At 60.3% G+C, this 15,860-nt stretch carries 9 protein-coding genes and 1 pseudogene; 3 read left to right on the top strand and 7 right to left on the bottom strand.

Translation table 11 applies throughout. The features are described from left to right. Together clsB and DQ405_RS07645 are read left to right on the top strand one after the other, a co-directional pair. Positions 1-891 (top strand): annotated as a pseudogene (gene clsB / locus DQ405_RS07640) (cardiolipin synthase ClsB); the annotation flags it as partial. Then, a complete protein-coding gene (locus DQ405_RS07645) occupies positions 888-1,919 on the top strand; it encodes a lysylphosphatidylglycerol synthase domain-containing protein (protein WP_168423640.1) in 1,032 nt (343 codons plus the stop codon). The pseudogene clsB and the gene DQ405_RS07645, both read left to right, overlap by 4 nt. Positions 1,920-2,002: 83 nt before the next feature. Here DQ405_RS07645 and glgB read toward each other — a convergent pair whose 3' ends face one another. From glgB to DQ405_RS07660, 3 genes are all read right to left on the bottom strand, one after another. Next, positions 2,003-4,219 (bottom strand): 1,4-alpha-glucan branching protein GlgB, encoded by a 2,217-nt coding sequence (gene glgB / locus DQ405_RS07650; protein WP_168423641.1) that lies wholly within the window; start codon positions 4,217-4,219, stop codon positions 2,003-2,005. Beyond that, complete coding sequence (gene treS / locus DQ405_RS07655; protein WP_168423642.1) at positions 4,219-7,539, bottom strand: maltose alpha-D-glucosyltransferase; 3,321 nt, start codon at positions 7,537-7,539, stop codon at positions 4,219-4,221. The genes glgB and treS overlap by 1 nt, the downstream gene beginning before the upstream one ends. A gap of 140 nt (positions 7,540-7,679) precedes the next feature. Then, positions 7,680-9,692, bottom strand: a complete 2,013-nt coding sequence (locus DQ405_RS07660) for an alpha-1,4-glucan--maltose-1-phosphate maltosyltransferase (RefSeq protein WP_168423643.1) — start codon at positions 9,690-9,692, stop codon at positions 7,680-7,682. A gap of 339 nt (positions 9,693-10,031) precedes the next feature. Here DQ405_RS07660 and DQ405_RS07665 point away from each other — a divergent pair, with 339 nt between their 5' ends. Next, positions 10,032-10,196 carry a hypothetical protein gene (locus DQ405_RS07665; RefSeq protein WP_168423644.1) on the top strand — a complete coding sequence of 55 codons (165 nt, stop codon included), beginning with the start codon at positions 10,032-10,034 and terminating at the stop codon, positions 10,194-10,196. On the opposite strand, the gene fdhE is transcribed toward DQ405_RS07665, so the two are convergent. Genes fdhE through fdnG form a run of 4 tightly spaced genes read right to left on the bottom strand, consistent with a single transcriptional unit; the run spans position 10,193 to position 15,826 of the window. Further along, entirely contained in the window at positions 10,193-11,083 is an 891-nt protein-coding gene (gene fdhE, locus DQ405_RS07670; RefSeq protein ID WP_446730870.1) for a formate dehydrogenase accessory protein FdhE, read from the bottom strand. The two genes, DQ405_RS07665 and fdhE, sit on opposite strands and share 4 nt — an antisense overlap. A gap of 47 nt (positions 11,084-11,130) precedes the next feature. Continuing rightward, the gene (locus DQ405_RS07675; protein ID WP_168423646.1) at positions 11,131-11,820 is read right to left on the bottom strand and encodes a formate dehydrogenase subunit gamma; all 690 of its coding nucleotides are present in this window, start codon (positions 11,818-11,820) and stop codon (positions 11,131-11,133) included. Next, positions 11,817-12,752, bottom strand: a complete 936-nt coding sequence (fdxH, locus tag DQ405_RS07680) for a formate dehydrogenase subunit beta (protein ID WP_168423647.1) — start codon at positions 12,750-12,752, stop codon at positions 11,817-11,819. Before fdxH ends, DQ405_RS07675 begins: the two co-directional genes overlap by 4 nt. Further along, positions 12,752-15,826: a formate dehydrogenase-N subunit alpha gene (gene fdnG / locus DQ405_RS07685; protein ID WP_168423821.1), complete on the bottom strand. Its 3,075-nt coding sequence runs from the start codon at positions 15,824-15,826 to the stop codon at positions 12,752-12,754. Before fdnG ends, fdxH begins: the two co-directional genes overlap by 1 nt. Positions 15,827-15,860 lie beyond the last annotated feature (34 nt).

The following is a 15,860-nucleotide window of genomic DNA, read 5'->3' on the forward strand; positions in this document are numbered from 1 at the left end:
ATCGCAAGATCGTCGTGGTGGATGGCGAGCTCGCTTCATCGGTSKTMTCWRCTCKMTCACCTCGGCGACTTTGGTCCGGCAGCCAAGCAGGATTACGCGTTACGGGTCGAAGGGCCCGTGGTGCACGACATTCACCGGTTTGCCCTCAGCACGATCGCGCCGGCACAGTCGAACCGCCGCTGGTGGCATCGGCGGGTACGCACGCAAAGCAATGGCTACGTCGGCGTCAGCCGGGGCGAAGCGCGTGCGCTGTTCGTCACCCGCGACAACAACGATCACCGCAACGACATCGAGCAGCACTATCTGCAGGCGATACGTGATGCACGCTCACGGCTGTTGATCGCCAATGCTTACTTCTTTCCCGGCTACCGTGTGCTGCGTGAGATCCGCAACGCGGCTCGTCGTGGCGTCCGAGTGCGGCTGATCCTGCAGGGCCAACCGGATATGCCGATTGCCAAGTTCGGCGCACGCATGCTCTACAACTACCTGATGAGTGACGGCGTCGAGGTTCATGAGTACTGCCGCCGCCCGCTGCATGGCAAGGTCGCGTTGGCGGATTACGAATGGTCAACGGTGGGTTCGAGCAATCTCGACCCGCTCAGCCTCTCTTTGAATCTCGAGGCGAATCTGATCATTCGCGACCACAACTTCAATCGGCAACTGCACGAAAAACTCGACCGGCTGCTGCAGGAAGATTGCCGACGCATCCCGCTGGAACGCATCATCCGGGGTTACTGGTGGCGCGCACCGCTGGCCTTTTTCATCTTCCATTTCCTGCGTCACTTTCCTCAGATGGTGGGCTTGTTTCCCGCCCACCGTCCCCGGCTGCAGTTGCTCGATGCCGAGCCACTGGAGCCTACCCCAGCCCCCTTGCAACGAGATCAGCGATGACCGAGACACATGATGAGCCACGTAGCGGTTGGCGACGCCGCTGGCCGCTGATCAAGAAGATCCTGACGTATGTCTTCTTCATTCTGGTTGCCGGGCTGCTGATCAGCCTCGCGCGCAATGTGGATTGGGGCGAGGTGTACACCACGTTGCGCAACTACAACGCTAAGACGTTGTGGATGGCCGGCGCGGCGGCATTTGGCAGCTATACGGTGTATTGCTTCTTCGATGTGCTCGGCAAGCACTATGCACAGCACAACCTGCCGGTCCGGCAAATCCTGCCGGTGACCTTCGTATGCTATGCCTTCAACCTGAACCTGAGTGCCTGGGTTGGCGGCATCGCGTTGCGCTATCGCCTCTATTCCCGGCTGGGCTTGCGCGCCTCGCAGATTACCCGCGTGTTCACCATGAGCGTGCTGACCAACTGGCTTGGCTACATCTGGCTGGCCGGGTTGATCTTCGTCATGGGTTGGATCACCCCGCCGGACTCCTGGGAAATCGGTCACACAGCGTTACGCGTGCTCGGTGCCGGTTTGCTGGTGGTCGCGCTGGTCTATCTATGGGCATGTGGTTTTTCCAAGCGCCGTCACTGGACGATACGCAAGCATGAAATTCATCTCCCCTCGCTGCGGCTGGCGGCCCTGCAGATGCTATTGGGCGCGGCTAACTGGTCGCTGATGGCCCTGGTGGTCTATTTCATGTTGTCGCAGAAGGCCCCGTATCCCGAAGTATTGGGAATTCTGATGATCAGCAGTATCGCGGGCGTGATCGCGCACATTCCCGCCGGGCTCGGCGTGATCGAAGCGGTGTTCGTGGCGATGCTTGCCGGCGACCTCAGCCAGAGCGCAATCGTGGCCGGACTGATCGGCTATCGGGTCGTGTACTTCTTGGTGCCGCTGTTCTTTGCCACGATTCTCTACGTCGTGCTCGAAGCGCGGGCCAAGAAATTGCGTTCCGGCAATGAGGCTCAACCGCAGCCCGATGACCAGCAGACGAAGCAGCGCGCGACTGGCGCCGAGGCTCGTCAGTAACCGAGACGCGTACATAAAGAAGCCGGGGCGACGGATCGTCCCGGCTTCTTTGTTTCAGGCGTCCGCTCTGGGCGCCTGCCTCGCTAGACCTGGGGTCGCAGGATGATCACGCCAAGCGGTGGTAGCGTCAGGGTGAGTGATACGTCTTGTCCGTGTGCGGGCACTTGCTCGGCGAGCATGCCGCCGCCGTTGCCCACATTCGAACCGCCGTAGCACTCGGCATCGCTGTTGAAGATTTCCAGCCAGCGACTGTCTACCGGCACACCGACCCGATAACCCTCGCGCACGACCGGCGTGAAGTTGCCGACGACCAGCAATGGGTGACCCGTCGAGCTCCTGCGCAACCAGGCGAACACGCTGTTGGCGCGATCATCCCCGATCAGCCATTGGAAGCCCTGCGGGTCGGCGTCCAGCTGATGCAATGCAGGCTCCTGGCCGTATAGCCGATTGAGGTCACGAACCAGATTCTGCGCACCCCGGTGGTCGGCTTCCTCAAGCAGATGCCAATCCAGCTCGCGGTCATGGTTCCACTCGCGCCACTGACCGAACTCGCAACCCATGAACAGCAGTTTCTTGCCCGGGTGCGTCCACATGAACGACAGGTAGGCACGCAGATTGGCAAACTTCTGCCAGCGGTCGCCGGGCATCTTGTCGATCAGCGAGCCCTTGCCGTGCACCACTTCGTCGTGGGAGATCGGCAGCACGAAGTGCTCCGAGTAGGCATAGACCATGCTGAAGGTGAATTTGTCATGGTGATACTGCCGGTTGATCGGATCTTCCTGGATGTACTTGAGGCTGTCATGCATCCAACCCATGTTCCATTTGTAAGCAAAGCCAAGGCCACCTTCCGAGGTAGGTTTGCTGACGCCAGGGAATGCCGTGGACTCTTCGGCAATCACCAGCGCGCCAGGTGTCTCAGTCGCTACGACGTCGTTCAGGTGACGCAGAAAATCGATCGCCTCGAGGTTTTCCCGACCGCCGTGACGGTTGGGAATCCATTCGCCTTCGTTGCGTGAATAGTCGCGATAGAGCATCGAAGCAACCGCATCGACACGCAATGCGTCGACGTGAAACTCACGCAGCCAATGCAGCGCCGAAGCGAGCATGAAGCCATGCACCTCGGTGCGCCCCAGGTTGTAGATGTAGGTGTCCCAGTCCTGATGGAAACCCTCGAAGGGGTGGGCATACTCGTATAGTGCCGTGCCGTCGAACTCCCCCAGGCCGTGGGCGTCTGTCGGGAAATGCGCCGGCACCCAATCGAGGATCACGCCGACGCCTGCGGCGTGGCAGGCATCGACAAAGGCGGCGAAGTCATGCGCACTGCCGTAACGTGCGCTGGGCGCGAACTGAGAGAGCAGCTGGTAGCCCCATGAACCACCGAACGGGTGCTCCATGATCGGCATCAGCTCGATGTGGGTGAAGCCCAGGTCCACGACATAGGGAATCAATCGCTCGGCCAGTTCATGCCAGTCGTAGAGCCGGCCGTCATCGCCACCTTCCCGACGCCATGAGCCGGCGTGCAGCTCGTAAATCGTCATCGGCGCTTGAAGCGACTGCCGCGCTACCCGCTGTTGCAGCCAGGCATCGTCCTTCCACTGGTAATCCAGCGGGTGTGAGATCACCGAAGCGGTTCCTGGTGGCAGCTCGGTTGCCAGCGCCACCGGATCCGCTTTCAACGGCAATATGCCGTGCGGACCGAGAATCTCGTACTTGTAGCGGTCACCGGGCTGCAGGCGCGGGATGAAGATTTCCCAGACCCCGGAAGGGAAACGCAGACGCATCGGGTGCCGACGACCATCCCAGTCGTTGAAGCTGCCTACCACCGATACCCGCCGGGCATTGGGCGCCCAGACGGCGAAGCGTACGCCTTGCACGCCGTCCACTTCCATCGGCTGGGCACCGAACACGCGGCCAATCTCCCGGTGGTTGCCCTCGCTGAACAGGTACATGTCTGTCTCACCGAGCTGCGGGCCGAAACTGAACGGGTCCTCGGTCACTTGCACACCGCCGGCCCAACGAATCCTCAGCAGATACGATTGTGGATTGGTTAGCCGGGTGAAGAAGAAGCCGGGCACCTGGCCCTGCTCCATCGCCGCCAGAACACGGCCACCGGAGCGTTCCAGCACTTCGACGCCCAGCGCATTGGGCAGATACGCGCGCACCACCAGACCATCACCGTCTGGATGCGGCCCGAGAATCGAGAACGGATCACCGTGTTCCGCGCGTACCAGCGCGTCCACATCGGCATCTCTGGGCAGTAGGGTTTCACCGGGCATGGTCACCACCGGACGATCATTCATTAGGAACCTCCATCGGAAATCTGTTGGGCCAGCGCCGCCAATCCCTGAAGGGGAACGGACAGCCAGGCCGGGCGGTTCTCTGCCTCGTAGGCCACTTCATACGCGGTCTTCTCCAGACTGAACAGTGCCAGCGCGGCGTCGGCTCCGGCGGCATCTTTCCAGACGTGTGGCATGTCAGCGGTAGCTTCGTGGTAGCCCTCGAGGAAGACACTGCGCGCGCTCTGCTGATAGGTCTCGGAGATATTTCGTCGCGCCAGATCGGCCGCTTCGGAGCTGTCGCTGATCTGTGCATTGCGCATGGTCATGGCGGTTGCGTACTCGAATGAACGCAACACTCCGGCAACATCCTTGAATGGGCTCAACTTGCTTCTGCGCTCCTCCAGCGAACGCGCCGGCTCACCTTCGAAGTCGATGAAATAGGCATCGCCCTGTGCGACCAGTACCTGACCAAGGTGAAGGTCGCCATGCACACGGGTTCGCAGGCCTCCAACGGTCCGCTCAGCCAGCCGCTTCACTTCGGCCAACAGCTGCGTGCGCTGACCGAGCAGCGGGTCGACCAGCGCCGCCATCTTGCGGTCGAGATCGCCACGGCGCGCCTGCAGCAGAACCAGCGCACGTTCCACCTGGCCAGAGATGGCGCTGATCCATTCCTTGGTATCGGCCGGACGCGTCGGCTCACTGACGAATGCCGGGTCATCGGTTTGCGCGGCCAGTGTCATGTGCATCTCGCCCAGACGTTGTCCGAGCAGGCGATTGAAGGCTTCAAGCTCTTCGAGTGCGTCGAACTGGTTTTCATGCAGGGAGACGCCGCCAGCGATCTGGTCGCGCACGGCGCGGTCGAGCGTATTGAGCGTCCACTCCCAGGCGTCGCCCTGGTTGTCGAGATAGCGCTGAATCACCATCAGGGCATGCAGCTCGCCCTGCTTGTCGACACGCGTCACCTGGCCCAGCATCGCAGAAATGTAGTTGAAGCCCCGCTCCGTCAGGAAACGTCCCATTTCCAATTCCGGGTGCACGCCCGCCGACACCCGCCGCAGCACCTTGATCATCATGCTACCACCGATGATTGCCGAGCTATTGGATTGCTCTGCCGTGAGGTAGCGCACCTCGGCATCAGTTGGCAGCTCGATTTCAGCCAGCTTGGCCATCGGTTCGAAGCGGATCTCACCGTCCCCGCATTGCACTACCCGCTCCTCGCGCAGCCCTTGGATTACACCCAAAACGAATTGGTTTAGCGCGAACGCGTCGGTCAGCAGGCCCACTTGCGGCCCGCGGCGCACTCGTGCCATGGCCAGTTGTTGCGGCAGCGCGGTGTCGAAATCGCCTTCGTCGAGGAACCCCAGCGGCAGCTGGTACAAATCGCTTCGCCCGGCCGCTTCAACTGCAATTTCGCTCAGCAGCACCGGCCGCTGCGGGTCGCCGAACGGCACGCTGTAGCAGATCTTGATCGAATCGATGGTCGCGTCTTTGCTGGCAAACCAGCGTCGCTTCGGAAGGTACGCCGGTAGCGATTCGGTTTCGAGAATGCGCTTGTTGGCGGCAGTGAGCGTATCCAGGCGCTTGAGCACCAAAGTCTGGAAGTCAGGCATGGTTTCCACCGGTTCTTGGTGCCAACTCGGCATCTGGTGACTGGTCGCCAGCTGGAACCAGTAGAAGCCATACGGTGGCAAGGTCAGCAGATAAGGTAATTGGCCGATCGGTGGGAACGCACTGCCGCCGACCATTTCCACCGGCACCATGCCGGCGTAATGCGACAGTTCCAGCTCGGCGGCCTGAGCCGAGCGCGACACGTTGGCCACACAGAAAATGACCTCGGTTTCCCCGCTGGGTGCCGTGAACTCGCGCAGGTAAGCCAAGATGCGCCGGTTGCTCGGAGCGAGCATATTGAGGGTGCCACGGCCGAAAGCCTTGAACTGCTTGCGGATCGACAGCAAGCGCCGGGTCCAGTTGAGCAGCGAATGCGGATCGCGCTGCTGCGCCTCGACATTGATCGCCTGATACCCGTAAAGCGGGTCCATGATCGGTGGCAGAACCAGGCTCGGCGGGTCAGCGCGGGAGAACCCACCGTTGCGGTCCACCGACCATTGCATTGGCGTGCGAACGCCATCGCGGTCACCGAGGAAGATGTTGTCCCCCATACCGATCTCGTCACCGTAGTAGATCACCGGTGTGCCGGGCATCGAGAGCAGCAGGCTGTTGAGCAGCTCGATCCGCCGGCGGTCGCGTTCCAGCAACGGCGCCAGGCGCCGGCGAATGCCGAGGTTGATCCGTGCACGCTTATCCGAGGCGTAGTAATTCCACAGGTAGTCGCGCTCCTTGTCGGTCACCATTTCGAGCGTTAGCTCGTCATGGTTACGCAGGAAGATCGCCCATTGGCAATTCTCCGGGATGTCCGGTGTCTGCCGCAGGATGTCGGTGATCGGGAAACGGTCCTCTTGCGCCAGCGCCATGTACATGCGCGGCATCAGCGGAAAATGGAACGCCATGTGGCATTCGTCGCCCAGGCCGCCGTCCTCACCGCCGAAATACAGCTGGGTGTCCTCCGGCCACTGGTTGGCTTCAGCCAGCAGCATGCGGTCCGGGTAGTTGGCATCGATCTCGGCCCGAATCTGTTTCAACACCACATGGGTCTCGGGCAGGTTCTCGTTGTTGGTGCCGTCGCGTTCGACCAGATACGGGATCGCGTCGAGCCTCAACCCATCAATGCCAAGGTCGAGCCAGTAGCGCATCACGCTGAGCACCGCTTTCATCACCTGCGGATTGTCGAAATTGAGGTCCGGCTGGTGCGAATAGAAGCGATGCCAGAAGTACTGCTGGGCCACCGGGTCCCAGGTCCAGTTCGATACCTCGGTATCGAGGAAGATGATCCGCGTCCCGTCGTACTTGTCATCGCTGTCCGACCAGACGTAGAAATCGCGCGCCGCAGAGCCTTTTTTCGCCTTGCGCGCGCGTTGGAACCAGGGATGCTGATCCGAGGTATGGTTGATAACCAGCTCGGTAATCACCCGTAGGCCACGTTTGTGCGCGGCGGCGATAAACCGCCTGGCATCGGACATGGTTCCGTAGTCTGAATGCACGCCGCGGTATTCGGCGATGTCGTAGCCATCATCGCGTCGTGGCGAGGGGTAGAACGGCAGCAGCCAGATGGTATTGACGCCGAGGTCGGCGATGTAGTCGAGCTTCTCGATCAACCCCTGGAAGTCGCCAACGCCGTCGTTATTTGAGTCGTAGAACGATTTAAGGTGGACCTGATAGACCACCGCATCCTTGTACCAGAGGGGGTCTTTGATAAAGGCGGCGGGTTTACGCGCTTTGGCCATGTTCTCGTTCCTTTCATGACCTCCAGAACCCGACCCATGAAGGCGCCGGGTGGAGACGGAAAAGTGCATCCGCGTATAGATATAAGTTGAAATTCTGGCTGTAATTGACTGATATCAATCAGTTTTATCTAACCTAGAATCTACTTTAAGTCGGGATCAGGGGCATCGGCGGTCAGGCGCCAAATACCGAATGGCTGATACCACGGCTCGATTCGCATCCACTGTGTTTTGCCGTACCAGGTCCAGCGATGCCCGTTCATGAGGTCTTCACCACGTGTCTCGGCGTGATCGGAAAGCCCAAGCTCCCAGAGAGGCAACTCGAAATGCGCTTCCTGAGCGTTGTGCGGATCCAGGCTGATCGCAACCAGAATGAAGTTCGAACGATCCGGCGTGCGCTTGCCGAAAAAGAGAATGTTGTCGTTGTAGGCTGTGTAAGCCTTGAAACCGAGATGGGTCTGCAGCGCCGGGTTCTGCCGCCGGATGCGATTGAGCTGGGCGATCTCGGCGATGATGTTTCCCGGAGCGTGATAGTCGCGAGGGCGTATCTCGTACTTCTCGGAATTGAGGTACTCCTCCTTGCCCGGGATCGCGGCGGATTCACACAGCTCGAAGCCCGAATACATGCCCCAAAGGCCCGATCCCATCGTCGCCAGGGCCGCACGAATGAGGAACCCCGCGCGGCCGGAGTCATGCAGGAAGAACGGGTTGATATCGGGCGTATTGACGAAGAAGTTCGGCCGGTAACAATCGCGCAGCGGCGGCTCGTTGAGCTCGGTGAAGTACTCACTCAGCTCCGCTTTATTGTTGCGCCAGGTGAAATAGGTATAGCTCTGATTGAAACCGACCTTGCCCAGGCGAGCCATCATGGCCGGCCGGGTGAACGCTTCGGAGAGGAACATCACGTCCGGGTCTCGCTCGCGGATGTCGGCAATCATCCATTCCCAGAATGGCAGCGGTTTGGTGTGAGGATTATCAACGCGGAAAATCTTCACGCCCTGCTGCACCCAATGCCAGACCACATCGCGCAGCGCGATCCATAGGTCGGGCATGGCATCTTCAGCGTAGAAATCGACGTTGACGATGTCCTGATATTTTTTTGGCGGGTTCTCCGCATAGCGGATGGTCCCGTCAGGCCGCCAGGAGAACCAGCCTGGATGTTCCTTCAGCCAAGGGTGGTCCTGTGAGCACTGGATGGCGAAGTCGAGTGCGATTTCCAGGCCGTGTTCGCGCGCAGCGGCTACAAGCTCACGGAAGTCCTCCAGCGTACCCAGTTGCGGGTGCACGGCCTCGTGGCCGCCGTCCTCGCTGCCGATGGCATAGGGGCTGCCCGGATCGTTGGGGCCGGCTTCGAGTGTGTTGTTCGGACCTTTGCGGTGCTGGCGTCCGATCGGGTGGATGGGCGTGAAATAGAGCACATCGAAGCCCATATCGCGGATCGATGGCAGCCGCTTGTGCACGTCGCGGAGCGTGCCATGGCGATTCGGATCATCGGTTTCGGAGCGAGGAAACAGCTCGTACCAACTGGCGAATTGAGCCAGGGGGCGTTCGACATCGAGGGGGAACACCGGGCTCTGGCTGCAATGCTCGCGAGGGTCGGCGGCAGCCATCACGGCGGCCGTCTCATCAGCGAGCATCACCGAGACGCGTTCGTCGTCCAGGTGGGCCGTGCTCAGGCGATGCAGCAGATCGTCGATGATGGCCCGGGTTTCACCCTGGGTTCGGCCGCTGGCCCTTTCCAACAACCGACGGCCCTCTTCCAGCTCCAGCTGGACCGCTACGCCGGCAGCATGCTTTTTCGAGAGCTCGTAACGATAGGTCTCGTAGATGTCCCACCAGGCTTCGATCATGAATTCGTGGCCAGCGACCTGAGTCGGGGTGAACTGACCTTCCCAGCTGTCATTACCGAGCAGCTTGAGTCGTGCACGGCGCCAGGCGCTCTCATCCTTGGTACGCCAGCAGATCGCGGCAGCCAGTTGGTCATGACCGTCGGCGAAGATCTTGCTGGTAACGTTTACCGGATGGCCGATGATGGCCTTGGCCGCGAATCGCCCGCCGTCGAGCACCGGCTCGGTCGACTCGATGGCAATGCGTGGCATCTTCAGTGCCTGTTCCAGTCGGGGGTGAATCGTTGCGTGGGGCTGTGCATCGTTCATCGAACGGGCTCCTGGGGCCTAAATCGTTGCAATACGACAGCCAACCGCTACGGGCGAGAACCGTATGGGTTGGTTTCACCGCGGAAAAATCCGCTGTGCGGGCTTTCTCGGGCTCTGTTCTTCCGAACCAAGGGAGGCCGTAAAAGTTCAGCAGGACAGACCGCCTGCGCGGCACCCTATCGCTGCTTCTGGTAATGGCTCGGCCGTACGAGTGAAGAACTTGTCTTGAGTGGATCGCGGGTGCGTTGTGCCCAAACAGCGCAACAGGCCCCGGTGCGCTTGCGCCTGGGCTGCGATGAGCTATTCCTGATGGTAGATAGTCAATCGAAGGAGACTGCCATGACTCCGCATGCCCGCCCCGATGTGCCGCAACCCGATCCCGTCATGCATGACAAACCGGGTGATCTGCCCCAGGTGCCCTGCCCCGATGACCTTGATGACTACAAGCCCGGCACGCCTTTCGGTGGCCAGGCTGTAGCTGACGAAGCGCCGGAGCCGACCTAGCTCCCAGTGATCAGCAAGGGGTTGTAGCCGCTGCGCGCGTATTCGTCCTGCTCGGCCAGCAACAAATCCAGGGCCAGACTGGCGAGATCATCAGCCACCGGATCAGCGCGCCCGTGAAGCTCGCGCTGCATGACCTTCAGATAACTGTGACACTCGCTGCAAGCCTCTGCCTGGACCGGCAGGAACGGCTTGCCTTGATCATCATCGAGGGTCAGATACAGCAACTTGCCGCCGCTGTCGCACACGCTGCACTTGACGCGTTCCAGATGCCATTCGGTCGCGCACAGCGAACAGTGCAGATAGCGCACGCCACTGCGATGTCGCTCGTTATGCACCACGCTCGCCACGGGCGCGGCCCCGCAACAGGGGCAAAGCGCCTGCGCCTCACCGATCGGGCGCGCCGGTGGGCTTGGCAGCCCAATGGCCAGGCGCATCCAGGCTACCTGCAGCGCCGAGGCAACCAGTGGCAGCAAGGCGCGGGTGGCTTCGCTGCCGGGGCGCATGTCGAACACCTCATCGGCCAGTTCATTGAGCTGATCGGCCGGCATCTCACGCAGCGTGGCCAGTAATGGTCGCTGACGCTCGCCAACGTGAAGCTCGATCGCATCGAGGATTGCAAGCAAATCCTGTTGCCAGCCCACATCGCGCCGCAGCGCCTGAAAGCCCAGCGGCGGCATGCCGTGTTTCAGCGCCTGATCAAACGCATCCGCCGCCGGTTGCCAGGCTGGCTGGCGTTCAGTCAGCACCTGATGCTGGGCCTGAACCAGACGCGCCATGAACGCAAGGAATTCGTCCAAGGGCGGAACCTGTAACACCAGTTCACGCAGCCGAGTGGCCCGCTTGCTGAACACCTTGGTGTCCGGCAGCACCACATGAGGCGCCTCCATAATCCCGGAAGGCGCACTTCCATAAGAATGGTTCACTGCAGCTCCTTTCATCGGCGGCGGTCTTGCACTTCGCTGGTGGGCGACGCACTTTGCGAATCAGATTTCTTGTTACGCATGATTTCCTCGTACCACAGCCCATGATGGTGTCGCGCCCAGGCGTGGCTGACACGGCCTTGCGTCATGGCCCGCACCGAGCCTTTGACCCAGATTGCCGAGTAGATATGGATGACCAGCGTGATGATCGCAATGAATGCGGTAATCGCGTGTATCATTGCGGCCCAGCGCAGGGCCCAGATCGGCATGTCATCCGCAATCCAGGGGCGCCAGAGCACGATTCCAGTGATCAGCAGCACCGGCACGGTAGCCAGAAAGATCCAGTACACCAGCTTTTGCCCCGCGTTGTTCTTGCCCACCGGGGGCAAGCGCTCGTCGCGGTTGCTGAGTACGTCGCGGATCTGCCTGGTCCACTGCACATCGTGCTTTCGGATCAGGTTGTCGCCGAAGAAACGCACCGCCTGAATGATGAAGAACAACGACATGAACACCCCTATATAGGGGTGCACGATACGAGTCGGTTCCGGCCCGCCAAAAAGAGCCGTTAGGCCGAAGAAGGCAGGGTAGAACAGCGCGAGTCCGCTTAGTGTCAGCATCACGAAGGTGATCGCTATCAGCCAGTGGTTAACTCGCGTCCACCAGCCGTAGCGCAGGATGCCGTGCTTGACATTGGAATGGCTCATAACCGGTCCTCCCCGCGGCGATCAAACTCTCGATCGGCCGCAGCCAACTCTGGATCCGGATCGTCTTCAGGTTCTTCTTTGGGCCCCTTCATCACGTAATGGAAGAACCCGGCCAGTACCGACATGCCCAGGGCCACGGACATGATCGGTTTGGTCACACCTTTCCATAGCTCGACGGTCGGGGCGATGTGGGGGTCCTTCGGCAGTCCACTGTAGATTTCCGGCTTGTCCGCATGTTGCAGCACGTACACCACGTGCGTGCCGCCTACGCCCGCTGGATCGTAGATGCCGGCGTTCTCGTACCCTCTTCCCTGGAGATGCTGGACCCGATGGGCACCGTAGTCGAGCATGTCTTCTTTGGTGCCGAACATGATCGCCGAGGTGGGGCAGCTCTTTACGCAGGCGGGCTCCAGCCCGTGGAAGACACGGTCGGAACACAACGTGCACTTGTACGCCTTGTTGTCCTTTTTCGAGATTCTCGGAATGTCGAACGGGCAGCCTGCGACGCAATAGCCGCAGCCGATACAGTGCTCGGAATTGAAATCTACGATGCCGTTGGCGTACTGCACGATGGCGCCGGGCGACGGGCAGGCCTTGAGGCAACCCGGCTCAGCGCAATGCATGCAGTTGTCCTTGCGAATCAGCCACTCAAGGTTGCCCTGCTCGTCCTCGTACTCGCTGAAGCGCATGACCTCGAAGGATTCCGCCGTCAGGTCCTGCGGGTTGTTGTAGGTCCCATCGCACTCGCCGACTTCGTCGCGCAGGTCGTTCCACTCCGAACAGGCCACCTGACAAGCCTTGCAGCCGATACAAACCGAGACATCGATGAGTTTGGTCACCTTATCGACGCCGCCATGCCGCACCTGCGGCGATGGCGTGGTCGTCGCCGAACGGGCGATGATGTTTTGCAGGTTGATCTGGTCGCCACGCATCAGACGGCTCCTCCAATCTTCTCCACGTTCACCAGAAACGACTTGAACTCCGGCGTCTGTGTATTTCCGTCACCCACGAACGGGGTGAGGGTGTTGGTCAGGTGCGCCTTCTTAGCCACACCTTTGAAGCCCCAATGGATGGGGATACCGATCTGGTGCACGACACGCCCATCGATCTGCAGCGGAACCAACCGTTTGGTCACCACGGCCACTGCGGTGATGAAGCCCCGCTTGGAACTCACCCGCACGCGATCTCCCGCCGCGATACCCAGCTCCTCAGCGAGCACGGCGCTGATCTCGACGAACTTTTCCGGCTGAGCGATCGCGTTGAGCCGCGCATGTGTCGTCCAGTAATGAAAATGCTCGGTAAGGCGGTAGGTCGTCGCCGCGTAGGGGAATTCCTTGTTGGAGCCGAACGAGTCGCGATCCTGTTCGAAAACACGTGCAATCGGATTGTTTAGCGCCAAAGGATTGTTCGGGCTCATCGGGTTGCGGTCGATGGGCGTTTCCATTGGCTCGTAATGCTCCGGGAACGGCCCCTCGTTCAACCATTCAGACGCGAAAAACTGTCCACCCCCTGTCTGGGTGATGATGAAGGGCTTCACACCCTGGGAGGGCGACGATGTCAGCGGGAAGTCCGGCACGTCCGCCCCGGTCCAGCGTTCGCCATTCCACCAGACGAATGCCTTGTTCGGAGCCCACGGCGTGCCATCCGGCCGCGCCGAAGCACGGTTATAAAGCACACGTCGATTCATCGGCCAAGCCCAGGCCCAACCCAGCGTATTACCGGTGTTGTAGGGGTCCGAGTTGTCGCGCCTGGCCATCATGTTGCCTTCTTCAGTCCAGGCTCCGGAGTAGATCCAGCAACCGCAGGCTGTCGAGCCATCGTCGCGAAGCTCGCTGAAGTCCTTCAGCAATTCACCTTTACGACGGACGACATTGCCCGCATCGTCAGTCAGGTCTGTCAGCGCTCGGCCGTTGTATTCCTTGGCCAGTTCTTCGGCTCGCGGAAACTTCGGGTCCTTGTAATTCCACGAAAGATTCAGAATCGGATCCGGGAACGCGCCACCCTCCTCCTGATACATCTCTTTCAAGCGCAACATGAGTTCACCCAGAATCTCGGTGTCAGGCATCGATTCGCCCGGTCCCGGCGCCGCTTTCTCATGCCACTGCAGCCAGCGCGAGCTGTTGGTGATGGAACCGTCATCCTCGGCGAAACAGGTGGTCGGCAAGCGGAACACTTCAGTGCCGATCTGCGATGGATCGACATCGTGATACTCACCGAAATTCTTCCAGAACTCGCCGGTTTCCACTGTCAGCGGATCCATGATCACGAAGTACTTGAGCTTCGACAGGCCATCCATGACCTTGGCCTTGTTCGGAAACGCCGCCAGGATGTTGAAGCCCTGACAGAAGGCACCGGTCATCTTGCCCAGTGTCATGTCATTGATCGCATAGAGCACGTCGTAGATCGGTACCGAGAGCTTCGGTAGCCAGTCGTAGCACCAGCCATTCTCGGCAGTGGCCACGTCGCCGTACCAGTCCTTCATCAGGCTGACGAAGAACCGCTCATAGAACTTCCAGTACGACACCTCGCCCTCCACCAGCGGCGGCTTGATCCGGGTCTTCATGTAATCGGCATAGCTTTGCAGATTCGCCGATGGCAGGTTCAGGTAGCCCGGCAATAGATTGGAAAGCAGACCGATGTCCGTCAGGCCCTGAATGTTGGAGTGGCCGCGCAGCGCGTTCACACCGCCGCCGGGCATGCCCATGTTGCCGAGCAGCAATTGCACCATCGCACCGCAACGGATGATCTGCGAACCAATGGTGTGCTGCGTCCATCCCAGGGCGTAGAGGATGGTCATGGTCTTATCCGGCGCCGATGTCTGCGCCATCAGATCCCAGAGCTGCTGCACCTTCTCGCGCGGCATGCCACAGACGTTTTCCACCTGATCAATGGTGTAACGGCTGTAATGCTGACGCATCAGCTGGAACACACAGCGTGGGTGCCTGAGGCTGGGATCAGAGCGTGCGAAGCCGCGCTCGTCCAGTTCGAAATTCCATGTCTCGCGGTTGTAGGTTCGGTCCTCGGGGTTGTAGCCCGTGAACAAACCATCCTCGAAACCGAAGCCTTCTGCGACGATCAAGCTCGCGTCGGTGTATTCGCGTACGTACTCGTGCGCATAGCGATCGGACTCGATCAGGTAGCTGATGAAACCACCGAGGAACACGATGTCCGTGCCGGTGCGAATCCAGGCGTGATAATCCGCCACCGCCGTGGTGCGGTTGAAGCGCGGATCGATCGAAATCAGGATCGCATTGCTGCGCTCCTTGGCATGCATGACCCAGCGGAAGCCCACGGGATGCGCTTCGGCCGAATTGCCGCCCATCGACAGAATGACGTTAGCGTTTCCAATATCGACCCAATGGTTCGTCATGGCACCGCGACCAAATGTTGGGGCAAGACCTGCCACCGTTGGTCCGTGTCAAACGCGCGCCTGGTTGTCGATCTGGAGAATGCCGAGTGCTCGGGTGATCTTCTGCGTGATGTACGCGGTCTCGTTGGTGCAGGCCGAAGCCGCCACCATGGAGGTCGTCAACCAGCGGTTGACCAGCCGACCCTGCTCATCATGCGTCTCGAAATTTTTGTCGCGGTCATCCTTCATGTGCCGCGCGATACGGGTGAAGGCTTCGTCCCAGCTGATGCGCTTCCATTCGTTGGTGAATGGCTCACGTACCTCGGGGTACTTGACCCTTGATTCGCTCTTGATGAAGTCCAGCACACCCGCGCCGCGTGGGCAGAGCGAGCCGCGGCTGACCGGATGATCCGGATCGCCTTCGACGTGGTAGATCTCGTTGACCACATTGGCGGCACCATCACCGCGGGAATAGAGCAACATGCCGCAGCCTACCGAGCAGTAAGTGCATATGTTGCGCGCAACCTTCGCGCCGGTCAGTTTGAAGTGACGAATCGACGCGACGGCTTCATCAGGCGCAAACCCCATCATGGCCATGCTCGATGCACCTACACCAGCCGCACCGAACTTCAGGAACTGTCGCCGGGATACTCGCACGGTCATCGGTATCTCCTGTTTGCTTGTTATGTTC

It is taken from the genome of Pseudomonas sp. SST3, assembly GCF_003325755.1.

Bases quoted from the DNA above. Each gene is read 5' to 3' on its own strand.
- DQ405_RS07645 (WP_168423640.1), top strand. From the start codon at position 888: ATGACCGAGACACATGATGAGCCACGTAGCGGTTGGCGACGCCGCTGG.
- glgB (WP_168423641.1), bottom strand. From the start codon at position 4,219: ATGAATGATCGTCCGGTGGTGACCATGCCCGGTGAAACCCTACTGCCC.
- treS (WP_168423642.1), bottom strand. From the start codon at position 7,539: ATGGCCAAAGCGCGTAAACCCGCCGCCTTTATCAAAGACCCCCTCTGG.
- DQ405_RS07660 (WP_168423643.1), bottom strand. From the start codon at position 9,692: ATGAACGATGCACAGCCCCACGCAACGATTCACCCCCGACTGGAACAG.
- DQ405_RS07665 (WP_168423644.1), top strand. From the start codon at position 10,032: ATGACTCCGCATGCCCGCCCCGATGTGCCGCAACCCGATCCCGTCATG.
- fdhE (WP_446730870.1), bottom strand. From the start codon at position 11,083: ATGGAGGCGCCTCATGTGGTGCTGCCGGACACCAAGGTGTTCAGCAAG.
- DQ405_RS07675 (WP_168423646.1), bottom strand. From the start codon at position 11,820: ATGAGCCATTCCAATGTCAAGCACGGCATCCTGCGCTACGGCTGGTGG.
- fdxH (WP_168423647.1), bottom strand. From the start codon at position 12,752: ATGCGTGGCGACCAGATCAACCTGCAAAACATCATCGCCCGTTCGGCG.